We start from the raw sequence: 20,346 nt of genomic DNA on the forward strand, positions 1-20,346 counted from the left end.
CGAAAAAGGCGGCCATTTTCCCCCACTGGGGGGCTGGGGGCAAACATTTAAGCGGCAAGCGGCAAGCTTTAAGCAGCAAGAGAAAGCCGAAGCGTGCGCGCAAGGCTCTATTTCTTGCAGCTCATCGCCAATATCAAAACTTTTTGATATTGGTCTTGCTAGGGCAACGATGCCTGTCTAGACTGCCGCGTCATGAACCTCCGTGCGCAACCGATCCCTCAGCGAAGCGACACACTGGCAGCCCTGTGCAAAGCCAGTGGCGACGAACTGCGCCTGAATGTCCTGCGCGCCCTGGCCAGCGACTCGTTCGGCGTCCTGGAGCTGGCACAGATTTTCGACATCGGGCAGTCGGGCATGAGCCATCACCTCAAGGTTTTGGCCCAGGCCGAGCTGGTGGCTACGCGCCGCGAAGGCAATGCGGTTTTCTACCGCAGGGCCCTGCCCGACAGCCACCGCCTGGGCGGCCGCCTGCACACCGCGCTGCTCGAAGAGGTCGACGACCTGACACTACCGCTGGACGTGCAGGCGCGCATCGCTCAGGTGCAACAACGCCGCGCCGCCACCAGCCAGGACTTTTTCCTGCGCGTGGAAGAAAAGTTCCGCGCCCAGCAGGACCTGATCGCCGGCCTGCCGCAGTACCGCGAAAGCCTGCTGGCGCTGCTCGACACACTGAATTTCGAGCCGACCGCCAGCGCGCTGGAAGTCGGCCCCGGCGACGGCGGCTTTTTGCCCGACCTGGCCCGGCGCTTCGCCTGTGTCACAGCCCTGGACAACAGCCCGACCATGCTCGAGCTGGCGCGCCAGGTCTGCGAACGCGAACGCCTGGATAATGTAAACCTGCAGTTGGCCGATGCACTGGGTGCAACGGATGTGGAAGCCGACTGCGTTGTGCTGAACATGGTCCTGCACCATTTCAGCGACCCGGCCCTGGCCCTGCGCCTTTTGGCCAAACGGGTGAAGGCAGGCGGCAGCCTGCTGGTCACCGAACTGTGCAGCCACGATCAGGATTGGGCGCGGGAAGCCTGCGGCGATCTCTGGCTTGGTTTTGAACAGGACGACCTGGCCCGTTGGGCCAACGCTGCCGGGCTGGCCCCGGGGGACAGCCTCTATGTGGGCTTGCGTAACGGTTTCCAGATACAGGTCCGCCATTTTCAGCGGACGGCTGGCGACACACACCATCGGTAAATTTTAGGAACCCGTCGAGATGAGCGAATACTCCCTTTTCACCTCCGAGTCCGTGTCCGAAGGGCATCCGGACAAGATCGCCGACCAGATTTCGGATGCGGTCCTGGATGCCATCATCACCCAGGACAAATACGCCCGCGTGGCGTGTGAAACCCTGGTCAAGACCGGTGTCGCCATCATCGCCGGCGAAGTCACCACGTCGGCCTGGGTCGACCTGGAAGAGCTGGTGCGCAAAGTCATCATCGACATCGGCTACAACAGCTCCGACGTCGGCTTCGACGGCGCCACCTGCGCCGTGATGAACATCATCGGCAAACAGTCGGTGGACATCGCCCAAGGCGTCGACCGCTCCAAGCCGGAAGACCAGGGCGCGGGTGACCAGGGCCTGATGTTCGGCTACGCCAGCAACGAAACCGACGTGCTGATGCCGGCGCCGATCTGCTTCTCGCACCGCCTGGTCGAGCGTCAGGCCGAAGCGCGCAAATCCGGGCTGCTGCCTTGGCTGCGCCCGGACGCCAAGTCCCAGGTCACCTGCCGCTATGAAAACGGCAAGGTAGTCGGCATCGACGCGGTGGTCCTGTCGACCCAGCACAACCCTGAAGTCTCGCAAAAAGACCTGCAGGAAGCCGTGATGGAGCTGATCGTCAAGCACACCCTGCCTGCCGAACTGCTGCACAAGGACACCCATTACCACATCAACCCGACCGGCAACTTCATCATCGGTGGCCCGGTGGGTGACTGTGGCCTGACCGGCCGCAAGATCATCGTCGACTCCTACGGCGGCATGGCCCGTCACGGTGGTGGCGCGTTCTCCGGCAAGGACCCGTCCAAGGTCGACCGCTCCGCCGCCTACGCCGGCCGTTACGTAGCCAAGAACATCGTCGCCGCCGGCCTGGCCGAACGTTGCGAGATTCAGGTGTCCTACGCCATCGGCGTAGCCCAGCCGACCTCCATCTCGATCAACACCTTCGGTACCGGCAAGGTCTCGGACGACAAGATCATCCAGCTGGTGCGTGAGTGCTTCGACCTGCGTCCGTACGCCATCACCAAGATGCTCGACCTGCTGCACCCGATGTACCAGGAAACCGCTGCCTACGGCCACTTCGGCCGTACCCCGCAGCAGAAGACTGTCGGCGACGACACCTTCACCACCTTCACCTGGGAGCGCACCGACCGCGCCCAGTCGCTGCGTGATGCTGCCGGCCTGTAATTTCTCCTGCAGCGGTGCATCGAAGCCCTTGCCGAGTGATCGGCAGGGGCTTTTTTGTAGTTTCCATGGTATCGCCCCTCGACACATCACCTGACAACTGAACCCGCCAACCTCCCCCACGCTTGCCTAGCCTGAACACTCCACTCCGCCACGCAAGGATGCTGGCCATGTCACCTTTCCTGCGCCTCGCCGCCCTGTTGCTGCTCCACACATCCATCGCCCAAGCCGGCCACTGTCCAGACTGGGATGCCAAGCAAGCCAGAACCGAAGTTGCACAACTGCGCACCACCCTGGCCAACTGGGACGACCAATACCACCGCCAGGGTATAGCGCTCGTAGCCGATGAGCTCTACGACCAGGCCCGACACCACCTGCTACACCTGCAACAGTGCTTTGGCCTGGAACCCACAGGCCCAAGCCCACTGGCCAGCGCACGCGGCCCAATTGCCCACCCCGTTGCCCACACTGGCGTCGAGAAACTCCCTGACGCAGCTGGCGTTGCACGCTGGATGACCGGCAAGAAGGGCGTGTGGGTGCAACCGAAAGTCGACGGAGTGGCGGTCTCGCTGGTCTATCGCCAAGGCCGGCTGGTACAGCTGCTCAGCCGCGGTGATGGCCGCCAAGGGCATGACTGGAGCCGCCACATCAAGGACCTCGACAGCATCACCCGGCAATTGCCTCAGCCGCTGGACGTCGTATTGCAAGGCGAGTTGTACCTACGCCTGCAAGCGCACGTGCAAGCTGAGGCAGGCAGCAGCAATGCGCGCGGTAGCGTGGCCGGGATGCTGGCGCGCAAGCAGCTTGGCCCGAAACTGGGCGCGAGCATCGGCCTGTTCGTCTGGGACTGGCCGCATGGGCCTGACAACCAGGGCGAGCGCCTCACACAACTTGCAGCCTGGGGGTTCCCCGACAGTCAGCGTTTCAGCACAGCTATCGACACCCCCGCGCAAGCTACCCACTGGCGCCTGCACTGGTATCGCTCACCGCTGCCCTTTGCCACCGACGGCGTGATTCTGCGCCAGGACAGCCGCCCGCCAGCCGCCCGCTGGCGGCCCAACGCCCCCTATTGGATCGCCGCGTGGAAATACCCCTTCGCCCAGGCGCTGGCAGAGGTGCGCGACGTACACTTTCTAATCGGCCGCACCGGCAGGGTGACGCCAGTGCTCAAGCTGCAGCCGGTCACCCTGGACGACCGCCGGATCAGCCAAGTCAGCCTCGGCTCCATGGCCCGCTGGCAAACCTTGGACATTCGCCCAGGCGACCGGGTGGCGATCAGCCTAGCCGGGCTGACCATTCCACGTTTCGAAAAGGTGGTCCACCGCGCTGTCGAGCGACAACCGCTGACGGTACCTGTACCTGGAAGATACGGTCCTCACAGTTGCTGGCAAGCCGGCGAGGGGTGTGAAGAGCAGTTCATCGCCCGCCTGGCCTGGCTCGGGGGCAAGCAAGGGCTGGCCATGCCAGGCGCCGGCCCGGGCACCTGGCGGCTGCTGGTGCACGCGGGCCTGGTCACATCGCTGACGGACTGGTTGGCGCTCGATGCCCAGCAACTGCAACAAGTGCCGGGCATCAGTGAAGTCAAAGCCATGCGGCTGCAACGCGGTTTCGACATTGCCCGCTCCAGGCCTTTCGCCCATTGGCTGAGGGGCCTTGGCGTGCCTGCCCACGGCAACGTGCCTGAGCATGAGTACTGGCCGGCGCTTGCCAGCCGTTCCCCCAGCGAATGGCAAGCCTTGCCCGGCATAGGCGAAACACGCGCCAGGCAGCTCGCAGACTTCTTCGCCCAGGGAGAAGTACAGCGCATTGCAACACATCTGGGGAACAATGGCGTCGACGGTTTTCACATGGCTGAAGAGGCCAAATCCCACTAGCGAATGCGCAACGACCTGTAAGGGGATTTCCGAATCTGAGCCTGGAAAAACCTGCCAAGGGTTTATAAATCGGTAAAACCAAGGCAGGATTTCCCCACTTTCTGCTGCCCCGCCCCGTCCAAGAGGCTTTTCATGAAACGTATTTCCACCCTTTTCGTGCTGGCAACGCTGGCTTTTTCAGCTAACGCCGCCCAGCCCGCCAAAGAACAACCCGCGCTCACCGGTTGCGCAGCCAAGCGCCAAGCGATTGCTGAACAGATCGAACAGGCCAAGGCCCACAACAACAGCAACCAACAGGCCGGGCTGGAAAAAGCGCTGAGCGAAGTTGACGCGAACTGCACCGATGCCGGCTTGCGCAAAGAGCGCGAACAGAAGGTGCTCGAGGCGCGCCACGAGGTCAACCAGCGCACCAAGGACCTGGACAAGGCCATGAAGAAGGGCGACCCGGAGCGCATCAACAAGCGCAAAGACAAACTTGCCGAGGCGAAAAAGGAGTTGCAGGAAGCTGTCGAAGACCTGGAGCGTTGACAGCAAGTTCCTACTCCTCTTGGCTTGTAGGACTTTTCTGAAGTTACCCACTGAAGGGTTCACTTGGTCTTAGGGAAGGGGCACCATCGCAGCGCTACTGCCATATGCCCCTACAAGGAGGCTTCCATGAAAGTTGTTTCTTCCGTAGTCATGCTGGCTGTTCTCGGTTTGAGCGCATCCGCCGCCCAAGCAGCTCAGCCCACGCCTGGCTTGACCGGTTGCGCAGCCAAACGCAGCGCCATCGAAAACCAGCTGCAATATGCCAGGGCGCACAATAATTCGGGTGAGATCCGCGGCCTGGAGAAGGCCCTGCAGGAGAACACCGAGCACTGCACCGATGCCGGCTTGAAAGAAGAGCGTGAACAAAAAGTGCGCGAAGCCGAAGCAGAAGTCCAAGAGCGGGAAGCAGACCTGAAGCAGGCGCAGGCAAAAGGCGAAGCGAGCAAAATTGCCAAGCGCGAAAAGAAACTGGCCGAATCCAAAGCAGAACTCGAAGACGCCAAAGCCGAATTGACCAAGTAATCTGAGCCTTCAGTCACGCGCGCCAGCCAGCAGTCCGCAAACTATTGGCTGGCGCATCAATGATTACGAAACTCTGTATGGCAGGCCTTGCAGGCTGCCTCGACCTTGTCCATAGGTGCCTTGAGCATCGCCGCATCCAGCGGCTGCTTGCGTGTCACCGCCAGCAACTCGCCTGTCACCCCTTCCAACGCTTGCGCCAAGTCATGAAAGCGCGCCTGACGCTCCCAGACCTCGGGCCGCGCACTGCTGTCGCCATCATCCTTTACCTGCGGAAAATGCTGCCAGGGCGCATGGGCCAGGCTATCGAGTTTCACCGCACCCTCGGAAAACTTAGCCCCATCGAACGGCAACCGCCCGCGCAGCATGCCACCCATGTCCTCGCTGGTCTTGAGCATCTGCTTGAAGATCGCCTTGCGCTGCCCCAAGGGTGAGTTAGGATCGACACGGTCGCAGGCTACCAGGGACAGGCTGATCAGCAGTATGGCGGTGAAACATTTGAACATCACAGTCACATTGGCAGAGGAAAGGGCCACCAGTATCCTCGCCTGCCATGCAAAGACCAATACCCTTACGAACACTATGGGCAGCCATCCGCTGCTGCCCTCCAAGGATTCAACCATGAAATCTGCTCTGCGCCATCTCGCCTGGGCGCTGCCGGCCCTGGCCTTGCTGGCCGGCTGCAACGGCGGCGAAAACGCCAAGCCCGAACCCCACGCCGTCGCTACTTACACCCCTGCGGCTTGGGCCGACCTGCCCAGCGTCAGCGACAGCGACCTGGTCGCGGGTTTCAACGCCTGGCGCACTGGCTGTGAAAAGCTCAAGCGTGATCCGGTGTGGGCCGCCACGTGCGAAGCAGCACAGCCGATTGCCCTGGAGGCGCCCCAGGTGCGCACGTTCCTGCAAGCGCAATTGCAGGTCTATGGCCTGCGCTCGGCCGAGAACAACGCCAATGGCCTGATCACCGGCTACTACGAACCGGTCTACCCCGGCAGCCTGACACGCTCCGAAGCGGCCAATGTACCGGTGTATGGCATCCCCGATGACATGATCGTGGTCGACCTGGCCAGCGTTTACCCGGAACTGAAGGGCAAGCGCCTGCGAGGCCGCCTCGACGGCCGCGTGCTCAAGCCCTATGACACCGCCGAGGTGATCTACCGGGACGGCGTGAAGGCCCCGGTACTGGCGTGGTTGACCGACCCGATGGACCTGCAGTTTCTGCAGATCCAGGGCTCTGGCCGGGTAAAGCTGGAAGATGGCCGTCAATTGCGCTTGGGCTACGCCGACCAGAACGGCCACCCGTACCGGCCGATAGGTCGCTGGCTGATCGAGCAGGGCCAGTTGAAGAAGGAAGACGTGAGCATGGGCGCCATTCATGCCTGGGCTCAGGCCAATCCGCAGCGTGTGCCGGAATTGCTGGCGAGCAACCCCAGCTATGTATTCTTCAGCACCCGCCCTGACAGCAACGAAGGCCCGCGCGGCTCGCTGAATGTGCCGCTTACCGCGGGCTACAGCGTGGCCATCGATCGCAAGGTCATTCCATTGGGCAGCCTGCTTTGGCTGTCCACCACACGCCCGGACGGCACACCGGTGGTTCGGCCGGTGGGCGCTCAGGATACCGGTGGCGCGATTACCGGCGAAGTGCGTGCGGACCTGTTCTGGGGCACCGGGCCTGAGGCCGGCGAACTGGCGGGGAACATGAAGCAGCAGGGGCAGATCTGGATGCTATGGCCAAAGGGCAAGCCACTGCCTGAAGTACCCAAAGTCCTTTGACTGGCTGCTGCCCTCCTCGCGGCTCACACGCGAGGAGGGCAGCCAGGCTTCAGGCCGAAACGACGAAGAACGACACGATCAGGGCCACCCCGGCGAACCACACCAGCGAGCGCAAAGCCGCCCAGTCCGCCAGATAGCAGATGATGTAAAGCAGCCGACTGGTGATGTACAAGACCCCCAGCACGTCCTGCGTCACCTGCTCGGCATTGCCCACGATATCGGCCACCAGCACCGCCGCGGCAAATGCCGGAAACGCTTCATAGCTGTTCTGCTGGGCGGCATGGGCACGCCGTGGCAGGCCCGATAATGTGTCGAGGAAGGCGCGTGGGTCGTGATTGTCCTTCAAGCCGAAACGGCCACTGCTCACCTTGGCGATCAAGGCGCACAGCGGCGGCAGGAACAATGCGATCAGGATGCACCACAGGGCAACGGTCATGGACAGGACTCCTTCAGTCGTTAGGTTAGAGCTTCATCACCAGCATGCCTGCCAGTACCAGCCCGCAAGCTAGGAGTCTCGGGCCGCCAAAAGGTTCTTTGAGGTAGCGCATGCCCAGCAGTACCACCAGGATGACGCTCAGCTCGCGCAAGGCCGCCGCCTCGGCCACCGAACCCAGATGCATGGCCCACAATACCAGCGCGTAGCTGAACAACACGCAAAAGCCCACTGCCAACCCCAAGCGCCACTGGGTGCGCCAGAACAGCACGAACGGCCCCCGCCGTGCCACACAGGCCAGCAGCGGAAACGGCCAGGCGCTGAGCAGGGTCAGCCATACCAGGTAGTCCCAGGGCTTACCCCACAACCGCACGGCCTGCCCGTCGAACCAGGTGTAGCAACCGATGCACAGGCCGATCAGCGCCACCACTGGCAGCATCGACCAGGGCAGGCGCTCACCCCCACCTCCCTGCCACAGCAGGCACGCCATGCCACACGGGATCAGCAATATGCCGATGATTTGCTGCTGGCTGAGCGACTCGCCGGCGAACGCCAGGGTCAGCCCCAGCACCACCAGCGGTGACAGGCCACGCATCAGAGGATAGACCAGCCCCAGATCGCCTACCCGATATGCCTGGATCAGCAGGAATCGGTACAACTGCTCGGCCAATGCCGAGGCGATCAGCCAAGGCCAGATCTCGGCAGGCGGCAGGTCCACGAAGGCCACTGCGAGCACGGCAAAGGCCAGGGCTACCGAGTCCATGCTGGCGATCACCAGCAAGCGCTCGCCACTGAATTTGATCAGGGTGTTCCAGGTCGCGTGCAGCAATGCCGCGACCAATACCAGGGAAGTTGCCAGCACGCCTTCAGGTCCTTGTGACGTTATCAGCCACTGAATATATAGCCTTGGTAGTGACAATGGGCGCGAGGCGGTTCTGCATCAAATGCGGAACGAAACCAGCCAACCAGGTCAAAAACTGTGTCGCGAGACCCTCGCCAGATCATCAAAGAACTGCCCGAGCCATTCGGGTTACGACTTGGAAGCCATTGTTACAGGATTTGGGATGCTTGAATTAGTTGCTGCGTTTATCTGCCTCACAACACTCCTCACCTACGTCAATTACCGCTTTATCGGCCTGCCACCTGCCATCGGCGTGATGGTCACGGCACTGCTGTTCTCGCTGATGCTGCAGGGGCTTAGCCTGATCGGCTTCCCGGGCCTTGAAGAACGCGTCGAAGGGCTGATGAACCAGATCGACTTCAATGACCTGTTGATGCACTGGATGCTGGCGTTTCTGCTGTTCGCCGGCGCACTGCACGTCAACCTCACCGATCTGCGCAGCTACCGCTGGCCGATCGGGCTGCTGGCAACGCTCGGCGTGCTGATCGCCACCGTGGTGATCGGCTTTCTGTCGCACTGGGTCTTTGCGATGTTCGGCTGGCAGGTGCCGCTGATCTACTGCCTGCTGTTCGGTGCACTGATCTCGCCCACCGACCCGATCGCTGTGCTGGGGGCCCTGCGGACCGCCAACGCCTCCAAGCCGCTGAAGACCACCATCGTCGGCGAGTCACTGTTCAACGACGGCACCGCCGTGGTGGTGTTTACCGTCCTGCTGGGCATCATTCAACTGGGTGAAACGCCAAGCATCACTGACACAGCGATCCTGTTCGCCCGCGAAGCCATTGGCGGGGCGGTGTTTGGCGGGCTGCTCGGTTACGCCACCTACCGCATGATCAAAAGCGTCGAGCAGTATCAGGTCGAGGTCATGCTGACCCTGGCGCTGGTCATCGGTGGTTCGGCGATGTGCTACGAGCTGCACGTCTCGGCACCGATCGCGATGGTCGTGGCCGGGCTGATCATCGGCAACCTGGGGCGCAACCTGGCGATGAACGACATGACCCGTCGCTACCTGGACGGTTTCTGGGAGTTGATCGACGACATGCTCAACGCCCTGCTCTTCGCCCTGATCGGCCTGGAGCTGTTGCTGCTGCCGTTCAACTGGCTGCACCTGGCGGCTGGCAGCGTGCTGGCGCTGGCGGTGCTGCTGTCGCGGCTGCTGACCGTGGCCCCGGCGATCGTGCTTTTGCGCCGCTGGCGCAGCGTGCCCAAAGGCACCGTGCGGGTACTGACCTGGGGCGGCCTGCGCGGTGGCGTTTCGGTAGCCCTGGCACTGTCGCTGCCATTGGGCGAGGAGCGTGACCTGCTGCTGTCGATCACCTACATCGTGGTGCTGTCGTCGATCCTGGTGCAGGGCTTGAGCATCGGGCGGGTGGTGCGCAAGGTCAGCGCACAACCCTGAAAACCCAGGGCCGTCTTGCCGGCGAAAGGGCTGCGAAGCAGCCCCATCACGTTATTCCACCGCGCTGTCCGGAAACTGGTCCTGAACATATTTGATCTCGGTGCGCCCGTGGGCCGCCGGCTGGCCATCCTCGCCCAGGTTGACGAAGACCATCTTGTCGACAGTCAGGATGCTCTTGCGGGTGATCTTGTTGCGCACTTCACACTTGAGGGTGATCGAGGTGCGGCCGAACTCGGTTGCGGTGATGCCCAGCTCGATGATGTCGCCCTGGCGCGAGGCACTGACGAAGTTGATCTCCGACATGTACTTGGTCACCACACGCTGGTTGCCCAGCTGGACGATGGCGTAGATCGCCGCCTCTTCGTCGATCCAGCGCAACAGGCTGCCGCCGAACAGTGTGCCGTTGGGGTTGAGGTCTTCGGGTTTTACCCATTTGCGGGTGTGAAAGTTCATCTGTACTCCTGACCTGCTTGGCTAACGTGCGGTAATGATGGCAGAGCGGCCGGCGCCGCTCCATTGATCATCGACTATCGTCGCTATTAATCGACAGAAAACCTTGGGCGATGACTCCCGCCAAGGCTATAATCTGCGCCGATTCACATGGCCACCCGCCGCGGTGCCATGCCCGCCACCTGTCCGAGGGGCGCTGCAGCAGGGTCATCCTGTCAGGCTCGGATGGGGCGTTGTCCGCTCCCGCGGACGCTCAACGCACAACGGCGCCCATTCGCACACTACGAATGGAGGCTCTCATGAGCGCTGTAAACACGCCTGCAGGTTTTACCGATTTCAAAGTCGCAGACATCTCCCTGGCCGCCTGGGGTCGTCGCGAAACCATCATCGCCGAATCGGAAATGCCTGCCCTGATGGGCCTGCGTCGCAAGTACCTCGCCGAGCAGCCGCTCAAGGGTGCGAAGATTCTGGGCTGCATCCACATGACCATCCAGACTGCCGTGCTGATCGAAACCCTGGTTGCCCTGGGTGCCGAAGTGCGCTGGTCGTCCTGCAACATCTTCTCCACTCAGGACCAGGCCGCAGCCTCCATCGCTGCCGCCGGTATCCCGGTGTTCGCCTGGAAAGGTGAAACCGAGGAAGAGTACGAGTGGTGCCTGGAGCAGACCATCCTCAAGGATGGCCAGCCATGGGACGCCAACATGATCCTCGACGACGGCGGTGACCTGACCGAGCTGCTGCACAAGAAGTACCCGGCCGTGCTGGACCGCGTCCACGGTGTCACCGAAGAAACCACCACCGGCGTGCACCGCCTGCTGGACATGCTGGCCAAAGGCGAGCTGAAGGTCCCGGCGATCAACGTCAACGACTCGGTCACCAAGAGCAAGAACGACAACAAATACGGCTGCCGTCACAGCCTGAACGACGCCATCAAGCGTGGTACCGACCACCTGCTGTCGGGCAAGCAGGCCCTGGTGATCGGCTACGGTGACGTGGGCAAGGGTTCTGCGCAGTCGCTGCGCCAGGAAGGCATGATCGTCAAGGTCACCGAAGTTGACCCGATCTGCGCCATGCAGGCGTGCATGGACGGCTTCGAGCTGGTCTCGCCGTTCATCGACGGTATCAACGACGGCACCGAAGCCAGCATCGACAAGGCTCTGCTGGGCAAGATCGACCTGATCGTCACCACCACCGGTAACGTCAACGTCTGCGACGCCAACATGCTCAAGGCCCTGAAGAAGCGCGCCGTGGTCTGCAACATCGGCCACTTCGACAACGAGATCGACACCGCCTTCATGCGCAAGCACTGGGCATGGGAAGAGGTCAAGCCGCAGGTCCACAAGATCCACCGTACCGGCGCTGGCGACTTCGACCCGCAGAACGACGACTACCTGATCCTGCTGGCCGAAGGCCGCCTGGTGAACCTGGGCAACGCCACCGGCCACCCAAGCCGCATCATGGACGGTTCGTTCGCCAACCAGGTACTGGCACAGATCTTCCTGTTCGAGCAGAAGTTCGCTGACCTTTCGGCCGAGAAGAAAGCCGAACGCCTGACCGTTGAAGTACTGCCCAAGAAGCTCGACGAAGAAGTGGCCCTGGAAATGGTCCGCGGCTTCGGCGGCGTGGTCACCAAGCTGACCCAGCAACAGGCCGACTACATCGGCGTGACTGTCGAAGGCCCGTTCAAGCCGCACGCCTACCGCTACTAAGCGGCAAGCTTGAAGCTGCAAGCGGCAAGAAAAGGCAGACCGTGCCCTTGCCGCTTGCAGCTTCAGCACCCACGATCTTGAACGATGCCAAGCCAGATCGGCCATCACCGATCTGGCTTTTACTTGCAGCTTGCCGCTTGAAGCTTGCTGCTTGAGGAACGAGTGATGTCACAAGAACGCCGCTACAGTTTCGAATTCTTCCCGACCAAGACCGACGCCGGTCATGAAAAGCTGATGGGTGTTGCCCGCCAGCTGGCTGGCTGCAACCCGGACTTCTTTTCCTGCACCTACGGTGCCGGTGGCTCCACCCGCGACCGCACGCTGAACACCGTGCTGCAGCTGGAAAGCGAAGTGAAGGTGCCTGCCGCCCCGCACCTGTCGTGCGTCGGCGACACCAAGGACGAGTTGCGCGCGCTGCTCGCCCAATACAAGGCTGCCGGCATCAAGCGCATCGTCGCCCTGCGCGGCGACCTGCCGTCGGGCATGGGCATGGCAAGTGGTGAACTGCGTTATGCCAGCGACCTGGTCGAGTTCATCCGCCAGGAAACCGCTGATCACTTCCACCTGGAAGTGGCCGCCTATCCGGAAATGCACCCGCAGGCACGCAACTTCGAAACCGACTTGGCCAACTTCGTGCACAAGGTCAAGGCCGGTGCCGACAGCGCCATCACCCAGTACTTCTTCAACGCCGACAGCTATTTCTACTTTGTCGAGCGCGCACAGAAGCTGGGCGTGGACATTCCTGTAGTGCCCGGCATCATGCCGATCACCAACTACAGCAAGCTGGCGCGCTTCTCCGACGCTTGCGGCGCCGAAATCCCGCGCTGGATCCGCAAGCAGCTGGAAGCTTATGCCGACGATACCGCCAGCATCCAGGCCTTCGGTGAAGAAGTCATCACCCGCATGTGCGAACAACTGCTGCAAGGCGGCGCACCGGGCCTGCATTTCTACACCTTGAACCAGGCAGAGGCGAGCCTGGCGATCTGGAACAACCTGAAGCTGCCTCGCTGAAATCATTTGGTAAAATCCTATTCAGAAATGCTTAAGGCTTTAGTCATAGACTAAGGCCTTATTTCATTTCCGGTTCAGACGGGTCTTGCCAGCCATGCAACATTTCACACCCCAGCGCCCTCAACTGGTTTACCTGGCCTTCGGCCCTGCCACCTATCATCAGGAAGCCTGCTTCAGCATCGTCAGCGCCCTGGCCCACCTGGGCACGGCTGCGGGCGAGGCCATGGATATACAGGTCTACACCGACAACCCCGAGCCCTACGGCAAGCTGCCGGTTACCGTTCATCTGCTCGATGAGGCAACGCGCAAGGCCTGGAACGAACCTCACGGCTACCATTTCCGCAGCAAGCATGTCGTGTTGCGCCAAGTCCTCCAGCAGCATTCGCAGGCCGTGCTGATCGACACCGACACATTCTTCCGCAAGTCGCCGCTGAACCTGTTCCAGCGGGTCAAAGCCGGCAGCCTGCTGTGCAACGCTATCGGCGGGCGCTACGGCGCAAATCAGCAGTGCCTGCTCTACCAGAACCTGCAGAACATTCTCCAGGCGCGGGGCTTGGCAGACGGCCAGATGCCTATGGTCAACTCCGGGGTGATTGGCCTGACCGCCGAAGATGCGGGGATACTGGACCACTCGATCGCGATGATGGACGAATTCCATCCACTGGTTCGCACGGCCTATACGCTGGAAGAGTTCTGCCTGGCGGTCGCCGCCTACCGCAAGCTGGCGCTGGCTGAATGCACCGATGTCATCCATCACTACTGGAGCCGCAAGGCTCAGTTCCGGGCCAAGATACAGGCCTGGCTGCGCAAGCAGGCAGACCAGCCACTTAGCGCCGCCGCCTTGGCCGACGTGCTGTTGGTGAATGACCAGTTGCCGCGCCCGCCGACCTTGCAACGCCTGGGTTACAAGGCCATGAGCCTGACCCTGCCCAGCCGCGAGCGCCAGTTTGCCCGCGAACTGTTGTATGGCAGCTACCCCTACCCCAACGAATTTGACCGTGCCTGCGCACCCGCCTGGTGGGACAAGGCACTGCAGAATCTCAATGAGCGTTATGGCCCGATGGAGCCGGAGCAATTACGCCAGTGCCTGCGCCACCCATGCCTGCGCCTCTCGCTCGGCGCCCAACGCAAGGAAATCGAAGCGCATCTGCTGCAGCCCGCACAGCGTTGAGCGTACTACTCCCGCGAAGGTGCTGCCTCAGCGCCTGCAACTGGCCTTACCCAAGCCGAGCGCGTAATCTCGCCTCATGCCGTTCATCGTCCGCTTCTTCTGCATCCTGCTGCTCGCCTGCCTGAGCCCCATGGCGCAGGCCGAACGCCTGCGCCTGGTTACCGATGACTGGGCGCCTTATGTGTACCAGCACAACGGCCAGCCCAAGGGCATAGATTACGAAGTCACCACTGAGGTGTTCAGGCGCCTGGGTGTCGAGCTGGAGTGGGAGTTCATGCCTTGGAAGCGATGCCTGGCAATGATCGAACAGGGCCAGGCCGACGGGGTCATGGACATCTTCAAAGTGGACTCGCGCCAGGCATACATGGTCTACCCGCTGGAGCCCATGTCGGATGTCGAATTCGTGCTGTATCAATCCAGCCGCCGTCGCCATGCCATAACCCGACTGAGCGACCTCACCGACCTGACTGTCGGCACCTCACCGGGCTATGCCTATGGAGCACAGTTCAACGATGCATCAGGCTTTCGGCGTGAAGCGGCGCCAAGCCACGAAGCCAATTTTGGCAAGCTGGTGCTCGGGCGCATCGATTTGCTGGTTACCGACCGCCTGGTCGGGCGCTACCTGCGCCGCCAACTCGGCCTGGAGCAACAGGTAGAGGAACTGCCACTGGTCATCAGCCGTCAAGCGCAATACCTGGGGCTGGCACGCAAACCTGGCCGCGATGCCTTGGCGCTGGCGTTTACCGAAGGGCTGCGGCGCTTCAAGCAGGAGCCCGCTTACCTAGCGATAATCGAACGCTATATCGGCAGCACTGACCACCTTCCTCACACCGTTGAGCAGCATGAAAGCAGCACACAGCGATAGCTCTGTTATACTCGGGCCTTCCCGCCCGGCTCACGCCCGGACGCTCGGCCTCGCAACAGGCATCCCGATCGGCACCGACGCACCTTGCGTCCTAACTCCGTTTTCCGGATGTGCAGTGAAAGCCCAGCTGGACCGGACGCGATCGCATCTCACCGATGCCCGTCGCGCCAGGCAGAATATCCCTACGGGCCCAGCCCCCACAGAACAGGATTGCCCATGTCCTTTGCTTCCCTCGGTCTCTCCGAGGCACTTGTCCGCGCTATCGAGGCTGCGGGCTATACCCAGCCGACTCCGGTGCAACAGCGGGCGATTCCCGCCGTGTTGCAAGGCCGCGACCTGATGGTCGCCGCACAGACAGGTACTGGTAAAACCGGCGGTTTCGCCCTACCGATCCTTGAGCGCCTGTTCCCGGCAGGCCACCCGGACAAATCCCAGCGCCACGGCCCGCGCCAACCGCGCGTGCTGGTCCTGACCCCGACCCGCGAACTGGCGGCTCAGGTACACGACAGCTTCAAGGTTTACGCTCGCGACCTGCCGCTGGTCAGTGCCTGCATTTTCGGCGGCGTTGGCATGAACCCGCAAATCCAGGCCATTGCCAAGGGTGTCGACGTCCTGGTGGCCTGCCCGGGCCGTCTGCTCGACCTGGCAGGGCAAGGCCGCGTCGACCTGGCCCACGTGGAAATCCTGGTCCTGGACGAAGCCGACCGCATGCTCGACATGGGCTTCATCCACGACGTCAAGAAGGTCCTCGCCCGCCTGCCGGCCAAACGGCAGAACCTGCTGTTCTCGGCGACGTTCTCCAAAGACATCACCGACCTGGCCGACAAGCTCCTGCACAACCCTGAGCGCATCGAGGTCACCCCACCGAACACCACCGTCGAGCGTATCGAGCAGCGCGTCTACCGCCTGCCCGCCAGCCACAAGCGCGCGCTGCTGGCGCACCTGATCACGCTCGGCGCCTGGGAGCAGGTACTGGTATTCACCCGTACCAAGCACGGTGCCAACCGTCTGGCCGAGTACCTGGAAAAGCACGGCCTGAGCGCCGCGGCCATCCACGGCAACAAGAGCCAGAACGCTCGTACCAAGGCACTGGCCGACTTCAAGGCCAACAGCGTACGCGTACTGGTCGCCACCGACATTGCCGCCCGTGGCCTGGACATCGACCAACTGCCGCATGTGGTCAACTTCGAACTGCCCAATGTCGAAGAAGACTACGTTCACCGTATCGGCCGCACCGGCCGTGCCGGCCGCTCGGGCGAGGCCATTTCCCTGGTCGCGCCGGACGAAGAAAAACTGCTCAAGAGCATTGAGCGGGTCACCAGGCAGAAGATCGCCGATGGCGACCTGATGGGCTTCGACCCAAGCCAGGTGGAGGCCGAGAAGCCTGAAGTGCGTGAACGCCCGCAGAACAACGGTCGCGGCGGCCGCAATCAGCAGGCCCGTGGTGACGGTGGCAAAGATGGCAGTGGCGGCCGCAAGGACAAGGGCAAGGATAAAGGCAAGGCCAAGCAGCAGGCCGCCGACAAGCCTGCCGACAAGGAAAAGCCCGCCGACAAGCAGCAACAGCCGCGCAAGCCGCGTGACAAGAAGCCGCGCCAACAGCAAGCCAGCCAGAACAGTGTGCCGAAGGCACCGGCCGACCGTGCTCCGGATGAATTCCTGGACGACGAAATCGACAACTTCGGTAACCGTGCCGACTACGTCAGCCCCTACCAGAATGCCAAGAACCAGGGCCGCAACCGTCGCCCGGGTGCCAATGCCGGCGCTGGTCAAGGCCAGGCCAACCCTGGGCGCAGCAACAGTGGTGGCAGCAACAGTGGTGGTGGCCAAGGGCGTAACGGCGGCCAGCCGCGCAGCGCCAGTGGCGAGAAACGCCCGCCGCGCAACAACAAGGGAGGTGATGCGCGCCGCGATAGCAACGGTGGTGGCCGCAACCGTTCGGCCGGCCGTGATGACGCATCCCGTCAGGAACCGGCAGTACGTAGCTCGCGAGAGCCGCAAAACCAGCCTGTGATCATCCGCAAGGAATCCAAGCTCGACCGTTTCCCAACGCCTGAGCAACTGGAAGACCTGCCAAGCCGCCCACGTGGTGAGCGGCCTGCGTTACTGACCCGCAAAGGCGGCTAACGCTACCGGCAAATAAAAACGCCGCCCCATGGGGCGGCGTTTTTATTGCTCAGGCAATGATCACTTCTGCTTCACACCTTCGACGCTGATGTCCAGGTCCAGGGTCTGCGAGGTTGCGCCAGGGCCCTTGATACCGAAGTCGTTCAGGTTCAGCGTGGTGGTAGCGTTGAAGCCAGCACGCTCACCGCCCCATGGGTCCTTGCCCTCACCGTTGAAGGTGGCCTTGAAGGTCACAGGCTTGGTCACACCATGCAGTGTCAGGTCACCGGTCACGTCTGCGGTCTTTTCGCCGGTCGATTTGACGGCAGTGGAAACGAATTTCGCTTCCGGGTACTTCTTCACGTCCAGGAAGTCAGCGCTGGCGATATGCTTGTCGCGCTCGGCGTGATTCGACCACAGGCTGGCGGTTTTCAGGTCGACGCTGATCTTGCTGGCTTCAGGCTTGGCGCTATCCCAAGTGAAGTTGCCGTCGAAGTCCTTGAAGGTACCGTGAATGAAGCTGTAGCCCAGGTGGCTGATTTTCCAGTCGACGAACGCGTGCTGGCCTTCCTTGTCGATCTTGTACTCGGCGGCCATGGCCTGACCAGCACTGAGCAAAGCGGTACCGAGCGCCAGAGCGGCAAAAGTCTTTTTCAACATCCTTTCAGTTCCTTGCAATTGAGGTTGAGAGTCAAGCTTTGCGGCCCAGCATGCGAACCAGGGTCGCGTCACGGTCGATGTAATGGTGCTTCAGGGCAGCCAGGGCATGCAGCGCGGCGAAAATCACCAGGCCCCACGCCAGCCACAAATGAATAACACCGGCCAGGTCTGCCTGATCAGGCAGGTCACTGACAAGGGCAGGTACTTCAAACAAGCCAAATACCGGAATACCGACACCGTCGGCGGTAGAGATCAGGTAGCCGGCGATCATCACCGCGAACAGGCCTGTGTACAGGGCCAAATGCCCCAACCTGGCGGCCAGGCGGGTAAATGCCCCGTGGCTGGCAGGCGCCGGCGGCGGTGGGCTGATGAAGCGCCACAGCACACGCACAAGCATGACAGCCAGCAGCACCAGGCCGATGCTCTTGTGCAGGTCCGGGCCTGCCTTGCGCCAAGGGCTGTAATAATCGAGACCGACCATCCACAGACCAAGACCGAAAAGACCAAAGACCGCCAGCGCAACGCCCCAGTGCAGGAGGATGCTGACCACGCCATAGCGAGAGGGTGAATTGCGCAGTTGCATGATGCCGTGTTTCCCCGTGAAAGCTATGCACAGACTAACGCGTAACGTATCGAATAAAAGCACAAAAAATTGCTTTGGATTATCGATAAATCCGATAGTAATTGTCCGAGTTGGCTATTAAGGAAACATTAACGATAGCGGGTAATTCCAGGTTGTCAGCCCTGGCCCTGCCGTCCGCTTGACGGTGACAGGGCCAGGCGATCACCCATCAGCCAGCCTTGGCCTGGGAGTGGGTAACGGCCTGTGTTTCAGGCTCCGATTTGGCTGGGGCCTTTTTTGCCTCGACAGGCGCCGGAGCAGCCTTGGCTTCGGGCTTGCCAGCGCTGCCGAACAGCCGCGAGAAGAAACCAGGCTTGTCCACCCGCGCCTCCTCGGCCTTCACCGGCTCGGCTTTGGCAGGTGCCTTTTCGGCGTTGTCTTCTTTGTCGGATGACCCACCAAACATGTTGGAGAAGAACCCACCTTTGTCCTTCTGCGACCCAGCAGTTGCCGCTACCGGGGCAGCTTTTACAGGGTCGAACGACTTGCCGGCCAGCAGGTCCTGCACCTGGCTGGCGGCACGCTGGCCACTGCGCAGGGCACCTTCGAGGGTGCCTGGGTACAGCGCGTCGGTGTGCTCACCGGCAAATGCAATGCGTTGCACCGGGCGCTCCCACAGGCGCCAGTACTTGCTGATCTGCCCGGGGCCAAAAGCCAGGTAAGCACCGCCAGTCCCGGCGTCGGCGCTGTAGCGCTTGACCTCATAACCGGTGAACGCGCCACGGGCCTTTGGATAGAAGGCATGCAGGCGGATCAATACCTGGTCGACCATCTGTTTGTCACCGAAGGCCTGTAGCAGACGGGCGTTGTCACCCGACAGGTTGATCACCACGTTGGCGCCACCTTTGAGTGCTGGCTCGATCCATAGCATGCCAAGGCCTGCGTTGCTGAAGATTTCGCCAGACATGCGCGCGCGGCTTTCCCAGACTGGCTGCTTGAATTTGAGCAGCAGCTGATCGCGCCAACCATAGTTGGTGCCCCTCAGCGCCGCGACGTGCTGGGTGTCCAGGGCCGGAGTGATCTGGATCTTGGCCAGAGCACGCAGCGGTACGGCCATGACCAGGTAATCGGCCTGGTAGCTGGCGCTGCCAACCTTGACAGTGACCCCGCTGCGGTCCTGGACGATGGAGGTGACTGGCGAGCTGGTCTTGATGGTTTTCAGCTGCTTGACGAAAGCCTGGGCCAGTACCGGGCTGCCACCAGGCAAGCGGGCGGCACGCAGGTCACGGTCGCTGACGCCGCGGTAGACACGGCTCTGCTGGGCGAAGTAAAGCAGTGAGAGACGCGACGGTTCATCGTAGCGGGTACGGATCTGCTGGTTGATCAGCTGCCGTGCAGTGCTGGGCAACTGCAGCTTGTCGAGCCAGGTGGAAACGTTCATCTGGTCGAGGGCGAACAGCGTACTGGTCGCCTGTGGCTTGAGCGGGTCATCGATCGAACGGGCCAGGTCATCGAGGGTCTTCTCGTAGCGCTTGAGGGCTTGGGCGGTAGCCGGCTGCCTGGTAGCCAGGTCGCTGGCGCTGAAGTACTCACCGTCGATCAGATACCCGGGAGTGCGTACGAACTCAGGCGCGGGCAGTGTTTCAAGCTTGAAACGCTCGAGGTACTGGTTGAGCACCGGCTGAGCCTTGCTGTTGCCGACCCACTCACTGGTGGCCAGGCCCGAACGGCCGCCCATGCCCGCCTTGGCTTCCAGCAAGGTCACCTGCCACCCCTTGCTCTGCAGCTCGTAGGCTGCAGTCAGGCCTGCCAGGCCGCCACCCACCACGATTGCCGAAGGTGTCTTGTCCTTTGCCAGCGCGGCGCCGCTGGACACACCGATCAATACCAACGCGCACAGGCGCACCCAAGCAGCAGCCATGATGGCGAACTCCGAGTTGACGTTACAGAAATGGGAAGAGGCAAAGACGCCCCGAGATGATGCGTTAAGAAT

At 62.0% G+C, this 20,346-nt stretch carries 19 protein-coding genes and 1 riboswitch; of the genes, 12 read left to right on the plus strand and 7 right to left on the minus strand.

The annotated features are described in order from the left end of the window. Positions 1–192 precede the first annotated feature (192 nt). From ACMGGN_RS19925 to ACMGGN_RS19945, 5 genes are all read left to right on the plus strand, one after another. Positions 193–1,185, plus strand: a complete 993-nt coding sequence (locus tag ACMGGN_RS19925) for an ArsR/SmtB family transcription factor (protein WP_125923472.1) — start codon at positions 193–195, stop codon at positions 1,183–1,185. Between the two features lie 19 nt (positions 1,186–1,204). Continuing rightward, positions 1,205–2,395 carry a methionine adenosyltransferase gene (gene metK, locus ACMGGN_RS19930; protein ID WP_046785045.1) on the plus strand — a complete coding sequence of 397 codons (1,191 nt, stop codon included), beginning with the start codon at positions 1,205–1,207 and terminating at the stop codon, positions 2,393–2,395. Between the two features lie 167 nt (positions 2,396–2,562). Beyond that, positions 2,563–4,266 (plus strand): NAD-dependent DNA ligase LigB, encoded by a 1,704-nt coding sequence (gene ligB, locus ACMGGN_RS19935; RefSeq protein ID WP_414156238.1) that lies wholly within the window; start codon positions 2,563–2,565, stop codon positions 4,264–4,266. A gap of 132 nt (positions 4,267–4,398) precedes the next feature. Then, positions 4,399–4,794, plus strand: coding sequence for a DUF1090 domain-containing protein (locus tag ACMGGN_RS19940; protein ID WP_115273429.1), 396 nt, complete (start codon positions 4,399–4,401; stop codon positions 4,792–4,794). A gap of 126 nt (positions 4,795–4,920) precedes the next feature. Continuing rightward, positions 4,921–5,316, plus strand: a complete 396-nt coding sequence (locus tag ACMGGN_RS19945; protein WP_039601823.1) for a DUF1090 domain-containing protein — start codon at positions 4,921–4,923, stop codon at positions 5,314–5,316. A gap of 56 nt (positions 5,317–5,372) precedes the next feature. Here ACMGGN_RS19945 and ACMGGN_RS19950 read toward each other — a convergent pair whose 3' ends face one another. Further along, entirely contained in the window at positions 5,373–5,819 is a 447-nt protein-coding gene (locus tag ACMGGN_RS19950; RefSeq protein ID WP_115273428.1) for a c-type cytochrome, read from the minus strand. A gap of 115 nt (positions 5,820–5,934) precedes the next feature. On the opposite strand from ACMGGN_RS19950, the gene ACMGGN_RS19955 reads away from it, so the two are divergent. Beyond that, positions 5,935–7,086, plus strand: a complete 1,152-nt coding sequence (locus tag ACMGGN_RS19955; protein ID WP_414156239.1) for a murein transglycosylase A — start codon at positions 5,935–5,937, stop codon at positions 7,084–7,086. Positions 7,087–7,135: 49 nt separating this feature from the next. Here the strand turns inward: ACMGGN_RS19955 and ACMGGN_RS19960 are convergent, their stop codons facing one another. Next, positions 7,136–7,522: an MAPEG family protein gene (locus ACMGGN_RS19960; protein WP_012312435.1), complete on the minus strand. Its 387-nt coding sequence runs from the start codon at positions 7,520–7,522 to the stop codon at positions 7,136–7,138. Between the two features lie 25 nt (positions 7,523–7,547). Further along, positions 7,548–8,381 carry an EamA family transporter gene (locus ACMGGN_RS19965; RefSeq protein ID WP_414156240.1) on the minus strand — a complete coding sequence of 278 codons (834 nt, stop codon included), beginning with the start codon at positions 8,379–8,381 and terminating at the stop codon, positions 7,548–7,550. A 202-nt stretch (positions 8,382–8,583) separates the two neighbouring features. Here ACMGGN_RS19965 and ACMGGN_RS19970 point away from each other — a divergent pair, with 202 nt between their 5' ends. Further along, positions 8,584–9,819 carry a cation:proton antiporter gene (locus tag ACMGGN_RS19970; RefSeq protein ID WP_119688162.1) on the plus strand — a complete coding sequence of 412 codons (1,236 nt, stop codon included), beginning with the start codon at positions 8,584–8,586 and terminating at the stop codon, positions 9,817–9,819. Between the two features lie 51 nt (positions 9,820–9,870). On the opposite strand, the gene ACMGGN_RS19975 is transcribed toward ACMGGN_RS19970, so the two are convergent. After that, complete coding sequence (locus ACMGGN_RS19975) at positions 9,871–10,272, minus strand: acyl-CoA thioesterase (protein WP_012312432.1); 402 nt, start codon at positions 10,270–10,272, stop codon at positions 9,871–9,873. 179 nt (positions 10,273–10,451) lie between these two features. Further along, a riboswitch (S-adenosyl-L-homocysteine riboswitch) is annotated at positions 10,452–10,548 on the plus strand. Between the two features lie 20 nt (positions 10,549–10,568). On the opposite strand from ACMGGN_RS19975, the gene ahcY reads away from it, so the two are divergent. The 5 genes from ahcY to ACMGGN_RS20000 all read left to right on the plus strand — a co-directional run bounded on the left by ahcY (position 10,569) and on the right by ACMGGN_RS20000 (position 17,152). Beyond that, entirely contained in the window at positions 10,569–11,978 is a 1,410-nt protein-coding gene (ahcY, locus tag ACMGGN_RS19980) for an adenosylhomocysteinase (protein ID WP_046785039.1), read from the plus strand. A gap of 165 nt (positions 11,979–12,143) precedes the next feature. Then, positions 12,144–12,989 (plus strand): methylenetetrahydrofolate reductase [NAD(P)H], encoded by an 846-nt coding sequence (gene metF, locus ACMGGN_RS19985; protein ID WP_115273425.1) that lies wholly within the window; start codon positions 12,144–12,146, stop codon positions 12,987–12,989. Between the two features lie 94 nt (positions 12,990–13,083). Next, a complete protein-coding gene (locus tag ACMGGN_RS19990) occupies positions 13,084–14,160 on the plus strand; it encodes a hypothetical protein (RefSeq protein ID WP_414156241.1) in 1,077 nt (358 codons plus the stop codon). A 76-nt stretch (positions 14,161–14,236) separates the two neighbouring features. Continuing rightward, positions 14,237–15,025 (plus strand): substrate-binding periplasmic protein, encoded by a 789-nt coding sequence (locus tag ACMGGN_RS19995; protein ID WP_414156242.1) that lies wholly within the window; start codon positions 14,237–14,239, stop codon positions 15,023–15,025. A gap of 216 nt (positions 15,026–15,241) precedes the next feature. Next, positions 15,242–17,152 (plus strand): DEAD/DEAH box helicase, encoded by a 1,911-nt coding sequence (locus ACMGGN_RS20000; protein WP_204919451.1) that lies wholly within the window; start codon positions 15,242–15,244, stop codon positions 17,150–17,152. A gap of 60 nt (positions 17,153–17,212) precedes the next feature. On the opposite strand, the gene ACMGGN_RS20005 is transcribed toward ACMGGN_RS20000, so the two are convergent. The 3 genes from ACMGGN_RS20005 to ACMGGN_RS20015 all read right to left on the minus strand — a co-directional run bounded on the left by ACMGGN_RS20005 (position 17,213) and on the right by ACMGGN_RS20015 (position 20,274). Continuing rightward, a complete protein-coding gene (locus tag ACMGGN_RS20005; protein WP_012312426.1) occupies positions 17,213–17,791 on the minus strand; it encodes a YceI family protein in 579 nt (192 codons plus the stop codon). Between the two features lie 31 nt (positions 17,792–17,822). Further along, the gene (locus tag ACMGGN_RS20010; protein ID WP_046785034.1) at positions 17,823–18,374 is read right to left on the minus strand and encodes a cytochrome b; all 552 of its coding nucleotides are present in this window, start codon (positions 18,372–18,374) and stop codon (positions 17,823–17,825) included. A gap of 208 nt (positions 18,375–18,582) precedes the next feature. Then, the gene (locus ACMGGN_RS20015; RefSeq protein WP_115273423.1) at positions 18,583–20,274 is read right to left on the minus strand and encodes a flavin monoamine oxidase family protein; all 1,692 of its coding nucleotides are present in this window, start codon (positions 20,272–20,274) and stop codon (positions 18,583–18,585) included. Between the last annotated feature and the right edge of the window lie 72 nt (positions 20,275–20,346).

Source organism: Pseudomonas sp. BNK-30 (genome assembly GCF_047456185.1).
Classification (GTDB): domain Bacteria; phylum Pseudomonadota; class Gammaproteobacteria; order Pseudomonadales; family Pseudomonadaceae; genus Aquipseudomonas; species Aquipseudomonas putida_E.